Source organism: Actinomadura fibrosa, assembly GCF_900659615.1.
GTDB classification, from domain to species: Bacteria; Actinomycetota; Actinomycetes; order Streptosporangiales; family Streptosporangiaceae; genus Spirillospora; species Spirillospora fibrosa.
On sequence record NZ_CAACUY010000396.1, the window covers coordinates 1 to 5,708 of the forward strand.

6 protein-coding genes are annotated in these 5,708 nt (G+C 74.8%); 4 read left to right on the forward strand and 2 right to left on the reverse strand.

Going from position 1 to position 5,708, the window contains the following annotated elements:
• Positions 1–845 (reverse strand): LysR substrate-binding domain-containing protein (locus E1300_RS47045; protein ID WP_131763759.1); only part of this gene is annotated, 845 nt, incomplete at its 3' end.
• Positions 846–917: 72 nt separating this feature from the next.
• On the opposite strand from E1300_RS47045, the gene E1300_RS47050 reads away from it, so the two are divergent.
• Genes E1300_RS47050 through E1300_RS47060 form a run of 3 tightly spaced genes read left to right on the forward strand, consistent with a single transcriptional unit; the run spans position 918 to position 3,426 of the window.
• The gene (locus tag E1300_RS47050) at positions 918–2,099 is read left to right on the forward strand and encodes a thiolase family protein (protein WP_131763760.1); all 1,182 of its coding nucleotides are present in this window, start codon (positions 918–920) and stop codon (positions 2,097–2,099) included.
• Positions 2,096–2,791: a 3-oxoacid CoA-transferase subunit A gene (locus tag E1300_RS47055; protein ID WP_131763761.1), complete on the forward strand. Its 696-nt coding sequence runs from the start codon at positions 2,096–2,098 to the stop codon at positions 2,789–2,791. Before E1300_RS47050 ends, E1300_RS47055 begins: the two co-directional genes overlap by 4 nt.
• 2 nt (positions 2,792–2,793) lie before the next feature.
• Positions 2,794–3,426, forward strand: coding sequence for a 3-oxoacid CoA-transferase subunit B (locus E1300_RS47060; RefSeq protein ID WP_131763762.1), 633 nt, complete (start codon positions 2,794–2,796; stop codon positions 3,424–3,426).
• 60 nt (positions 3,427–3,486) lie between these two features.
• On the opposite strand, the gene dacB is transcribed toward E1300_RS47060, so the two are convergent.
• A complete protein-coding gene (gene dacB, locus E1300_RS47065) occupies positions 3,487–5,007 on the reverse strand; it encodes a D-alanyl-D-alanine carboxypeptidase/D-alanyl-D-alanine endopeptidase (protein ID WP_207400405.1) in 1,521 nt (506 codons plus the stop codon).
• A gap of 78 nt (positions 5,008–5,085) precedes the next feature.
• On the opposite strand from dacB, the gene E1300_RS47070 reads away from it, so the two are divergent.
• Positions 5,086–5,577 carry a hypothetical protein gene (locus E1300_RS47070; RefSeq protein WP_207400406.1) on the forward strand — a complete coding sequence of 164 codons (492 nt, stop codon included), beginning with the start codon at positions 5,086–5,088 and terminating at the stop codon, positions 5,575–5,577.
• Positions 5,578–5,708 lie beyond the last annotated feature (131 nt).

Sequence of the window (5,708 nt, forward strand, 5' to 3'; positions counted from 1 at the left end):
AGGTGCGGTTCGGTGCGGCCCGCCCGGTGGGCGACCGCGAGGTCGACGCGCGCGGCGGGACGGACGAGCGGCCGGAAGGCGACGCCGGCGAGCGCCAGGGCCGTCACCGGCTCGGGGACGACGGCCGCGCCGAGACCGCCCGCGACGAGGGTCACCAGCGTGGACGTCTCGCCGACCTCGTGGCGGATCCGGGGCTCGACGCCGGCGTCGCGGAACAGGCCGAGCACCACGTCGTACATCACCGAGCGGCGGTCGGCGGAGTGCACGATGAGGTCGGCGTCCCGCAGGTCGGCGACCCGCAGCCGCCGCCGGGCGGCCAGCGCGTGGTCGGCGGGGACGGCGACGACGAGCCGGTCGCGGCGCAGCGGCAGGACGGTGAGCGCCGGGTCGGCGACCGGCGGCCGCAGGAGGGCGAGGTCGATCCCGCCGGCGCGCAGGGCCGCGGCCTGGTCGGGGACCAGCATCTCGCCGCGGAAGGAGAAGTCGACGCCGGGCAGCTCGCGGGACAGGCCGCGGGCGAGGGCGGGCAGGAGGCTGTAGGTCGCCGAGCCGACGCAGCCGAGCGCGAGGCGGCCGACCGCGCCGGCCGCGACCCGGCGGGCCTCGTGGGCCGCGCCGTCCACCTCGTCGAGGATCCGGCGGGCCCGGGCCAGGTAGGCGCGGCCCGCGTCGGTGAGGTCGACCCGCCGCGTGGTCCGGCGCAGCAGTTCCACGCCGAGGTCGCTCTCCAGCCGGCGGATCGCCTGGGACAGCGGCGGCTGGGCCATGGTGAGCCGCTCGGCGGCCCGGCCGAAGTGGAGCTCCTCGGCGACGGCGACGAAGTACCGCAGCTGGCGAAGATCCATATGCACTGCGTCTCAATTAGGCGGGATATTGATACTTCACTATATCAAGGCAGGTCACCTAACCTCGGAGTCATGAGCTCCTATCTCTACGCGGCCGTCAGGACCCCGTTCGGGCGGTTCAACGGCGCGCTGGCGGGCGTGCGGCCGGACGACCTCGCGGTGGGCGCGATCACCGCGCTGCTGGACCGGGCACCCGGGCTGGACCCCGCCGAGGTCGGCGAGGTCGTCTGGGGCAACGCGAACGGCGCGGGCGAGGAGAACCGCAACGTCGGCCGGATGGCGGCCCTGCTCGCCGGGCTGCCGACCAGCGTCCCGGGCACGACCGTCAACCGGCTGTGCGGCTCCAGCCTCGACGCCGCGATGATCGGATCCCGGACGATCGAGAGCGGGGACGCCGACGTGGTCCTGGCCGGCGGGGTCGAGTCGATGACGCGGGCGCCGTGGGTGCTGCCGAAGCCCGCCAAGGGCTTCCCGGCGGGCGACCTCGCCGCGGTCTCGACCACGCTCGGGTGGCGGCTGGTCAACCCGCGCATGCCCGAGGAGTGGACCGTCTCGCTGGGCGAGGCGAACGAGCAACTCGGCGAGAAGTACGCCGTCGGCCGCGAGCGGCAGGACGCGTTCGCCCTGCGCTCCCACCGGCTGGCGGCGGCGGCCTGGGACGACGGCTTCTACGACGACCTGGTCGTCCCCGTCGAGGGGCTGCACCGCGACGAGGGCGTCCGCGCCGACTCCTCGATGGAGAAGCTGGCCGGGCTCAAGCCGAGCTTCCGCGCGGACGGGACCATCACCGCCGGCAACGCCTCGCCGCTGAGCGACGGCGCGTCCGCCCTGCTGCTCGGCTCGGCCTCCGCCGCGGGCCGGATCGGAGCCGACCCGCTGGCCCGCATCGCCGGGCGCGGGGCCTTCGCGCTCGACCCGCAGGACTTCGGATACGCCCCGGTCGAGGCCGCCGAGCGCGCCCTCGCGAGGGCCGGGATCGGCTGGGACCGGGTCGGCGCGGTCGAGCTGAACGAGGCGTTCGCCGTCCAGTCGCTGGTCTGCGTCGACGCCTGGGGCGTCGACCCGGAGATCGTCAACACCCGGGGCGGCGCCATCGCGATCGGCCACCCGCTCGGGGCCAGCGGGGGCCGCGTCCTCGGCACGCTGGCGAAGGTGCTGCGGGAGCGCGGCGAGCGCTGGGGCGTCGCGGCGATCTGCATCGGCGTCGGGCAGGGACTGGCCGTCGTCCTGGAGAACACGGAGGCGGGAGCGTGAGCCGGACCGAGATCCTCGACAGCGCCGACGAGGCCGTCCGCGGCGTCGAGGACGGCAGCACCGTGCTGGTCGGCGGCTTCGGCATGGCCGGGATGCCGTTCGACCTCGTCGACGCCCTGATCCGGCAGGGCGCCGGAGACCTCACGATCGTGTCCAACAACGCCGGCAACGGCGACGTCGGGCTGGCGGCGCTGCTCAAGACGGGACGCGTGCGGAAGGTGATCTGCTCCTTCCCCCGGCAGAGCGACTCCTACGTCTTCGACGAGCTCTACCGGGCAGGGAGGATCGAGCTGGAGGTCGTGCCGCAGGGCAACCTCGCCGAGCGGATGCGCGCCGCCGGCGCCGGGATCGGCGCCTTCTACTGCCCGACGGGCGTGGGCACGCCGCTGGCCGAGGGCAAGGAGACCCGGACCATCGACGGGCGCGTCCACGTGCTGGAGTACCCGATCAGGGGCGACGTGGCGCTGATCAGCGCCCACCGCGCCGACACCATGGGCAACCTCGTCTACCGCAAGACCGCGCGCAACTTCGGCCCCGTCATGGCCACGGCGGCGGCGCGCACGGTCGTGCAGGTCGGCGAGATCGTCCCCGCCGGGGACCTCGACCCGGAGGCCGTCGTGACGCCCGGCATCTACGTCGACCGGATCGTCAGGGTCGAGGCACGGCACTACACCGTCCAAGGAGCGCGCTGAGCATGCCCCTCAACCCCGACGAGCTCGCCGCGGTCGTCGCCCGCGACATCCCGGCCGGCTCCTACGTCAACCTCGGCATCGGCCGCCCCACCAAGGTCGCCGACCATCTCCCCGAGGGCGCGGGCATCGTCCTGCACACCGAGAACGGCATGCTCAACATGGGCCCCGCCGCGTCCGGCGAGCAGATCGACCCCGACCTCACCAACGCCGGCAAGGTCCCGGTGACCGAGCTGCCCGGGGCGTCCTACTTCCACCACGCCGACTCGTTCGCCATGATGCGCGGCGGCCACCTCGACGTGTGCGTGCTGGGCGCGTTCCAGGTCTCGGCCACCGGGGACCTGGCCAACTGGCACACCGGCGCCGCCGGCGCCATCCCCGCCGTCGGCGGCGCGATGGACCTGGCGATCGGCGCCAAGCAGGTCTTCGTCATGATGACGCTGTTCGACAAGCAGGGGCGGTCCAAGCTCGTCCCCGAGTGCACCTACCCGCTGACGGGCGTCGGCTGCGTCAGCCGGGTCTACACCGACGTCGCCGTCATCGAGGTCGGCCCGGACGGGGCGGCGGTGCGGGAGACCTTCGGCGTCACGGTGGACGAGCTCGCCGAGCGGCTGCCCGTCCCGATCAAAAGCGCCTGACGCGACATCGGCCGACCCCGACCCGGCGTCCGGCGGGTCAGGGTCGGCCGTCGTGCCAGGTCAGGGACGGAGGCCGTCGACCCAGGTCGGTTCGAGGTTCCCGCCGCCGGTCCGCGCCGTCCCGGCGGGAGCGCGCAGGGCGGTGGCGCTCGCGCCGCCCGCGAGACGCACGGCGATCTTGTCCTCGATGTCCTTCGGCGCGGGGCCGGAGTAGCCGTTGAGCACGACCGAGAAGACCAGCTTGCGGCCGTCCGGGTCGGTGACGTAGCCGGAGAGGGCGGACACCCCGGTCAGCGTGCCGGTCTTGGCGTGGACGTTGCCCGCCGCGGCGGTGCCGCCCATCCGGGCGGCGAGGGTGCCGCCCACGAGCGGGTCCGTCCGGCCCGCGATGGGCAGCGCGGCGTACCAGGAGGGGAACCACGGCCGCTTCTGCACGCTCCTCAGCAGGGTGCTGAGCTGCCTGGACGTCGTGCGGTTGGACCGGTTGAGGCCCGAGCCGTCCGTCATCGCGACCTGCGAGGTGTCCACGCCGAGCTTCTTGAGGTCGGTGCGGATGGCGGGCAGCCCCGCCGCCCACGTCCCCTTGCCCGCGGCCTTGCGGCCGACCGCCTTGACGAGCGTCTCGGCGATGACGTTGTTGCTCAGCTTCAGGAACGGGACGGCGAGCTTCGACAGCGGCATCGAGGTGCGCGCGGCGACCTGCTTCGCCCCGGCGGGCGTCCGGCCGCGCTCGGTGGCGCCCGACACCCGGACGCCGTGGGCCTTCAGCGCGCGCCGGAACACGTCCGCCGCGTACAGCGTCGGGTTCTCGACGGTGCGGAGGACCTCGGCGGCGGGCGCGCCGGCCGGGAGGGAGCCGGTGACGACGATCGTGTTGCCGCCGTTCGCCCGGTTCACCGCCAGCGTCGACGCGGACCCGGCCGGGCCCGTCGTCGCCCTGTTGTCGATCTTCACCACGCCGGTGGCGGGGGACAGGCCCACCTTCACCGGCGCGCCGGCGGCGCCCGGGGCGACGGACACCTTGACCGAGCCCGCGTCGAAGGTGTCGTTCGGCGAGATGGTGAGCGCGGACGTCTGCCCCGCGTACGCGTACTGGAGGTCCGTCGGGTCCCAGCCGTCGGGGGTGCGCTTCGCGTCGAACCAGGTGTCGTCCGCGACGAGGTCGCCGCCGACCTTCTTGATGCCCCGCGCGGCGACGGCGGCGGCGAGCCGGTCGTACTCGGCGGCCCGCATCGTCGTGTCGCCGGTGCCCCTGAGGTACAGGTTCCGGCCCTTGACGAGGACCGCCGTCCGGAACCGGTAGCCGGTGCCGAGGATGTCGAACGCGGCCGACGAGGTCTGGAGCTTGTTGTTGGACGCCGGCATGACCGGCCCGGCGCCGTTGCGATCGTAGAGGGAGCGACCGGTCCCGGCGTCGCGGACGACGGCGTCCACGGTGGCGCCGGTGAGCCGCCCGTCCTTCAGGATGGCGTCGAGGTCCGCGGCCAGATCGCCGGTGGCGGCGCCGGCGGGCACGGCGGCGGCCCCGCCGAGGCCCGCGGTCCCGCCGACCAGGAGGGCGATGCCGATGCTTCTGATCATGTGGGACGAGTGTAGGAGCTCCGCGGCGCCGCATCCAGGAAACGGCATGACGTCCCGGGCGGCGGGTACCGGACCGGCATGAACAGGCTGATCCGCGGGATGGTCGCCGGTGCCGCGGGGACCACCGCGCTGAACGCCGCGACCTATCTCGACATGGCGCTGCGCGGCCGTCCGGCGAGCAGCACGCCCGAGCAGAGCGTCGAGCGCCTCGCCGGCGCCGCCGGAGTGGACCTCGGGGAGGGGGAGGAGGCCGAGAACCGGAAGGCGGGGCTCGGGCCGCTGCTCGGGCTCGCGACCGGCATCGGCGCCGCGGCCTGCTACGCGCTGCTCGTGCCCGGCCGCCTCCCGCGTCCCGTCGCGGCGCTGGCGCTGACCGGGCTCGCCATGGCCGGCTCGTCCGCGCCGATGACGCTGCTCGGCCTCACCGATCCGCGCGAGTGGTCCGCGTCCGACTGGCTGTCGGACGCGATCCCGCACCTGGCCTACGGCGTCGTCGCCGCGGCGGCGCTCGACATGGGCGGCGGGACGGCGGGCCCGGTCCTCGTGATCGAGGACCGGGACCTGGGGTGAGGAGGTCAGGCGGCTGAACCGGGCGTCCCGGGCGTCCCGGACGCGGTGCCGGCGCGCCGGCCCGCGCGGGGCAGCAGCAGGGCCGGAACCAGTGCGACCGCGCCCAGCGCGAGGGCGAGCCAGAACGCCGC

Bases quoted from the DNA above. Each gene is read 5' to 3' on its own strand.
- dacB (WP_207400405.1), bottom strand. From the start codon at position 5,007: ATGATCAGAAGCATCGGCATCGCCCTCCTGGTCGGCGGGACCGCGGGC.
- E1300_RS47070 (WP_207400406.1), top strand. From the start codon at position 5,086: ATGAACAGGCTGATCCGCGGGATGGTCGCCGGTGCCGCGGGGACCACC.
- E1300_RS47060 (WP_131763762.1), top strand. From the start codon at position 2,794: ATGCCCCTCAACCCCGACGAGCTCGCCGCGGTCGTCGCCCGCGACATC.
- E1300_RS47050 (WP_131763760.1), top strand. From the start codon at position 918: ATGAGCTCCTATCTCTACGCGGCCGTCAGGACCCCGTTCGGGCGGTTC.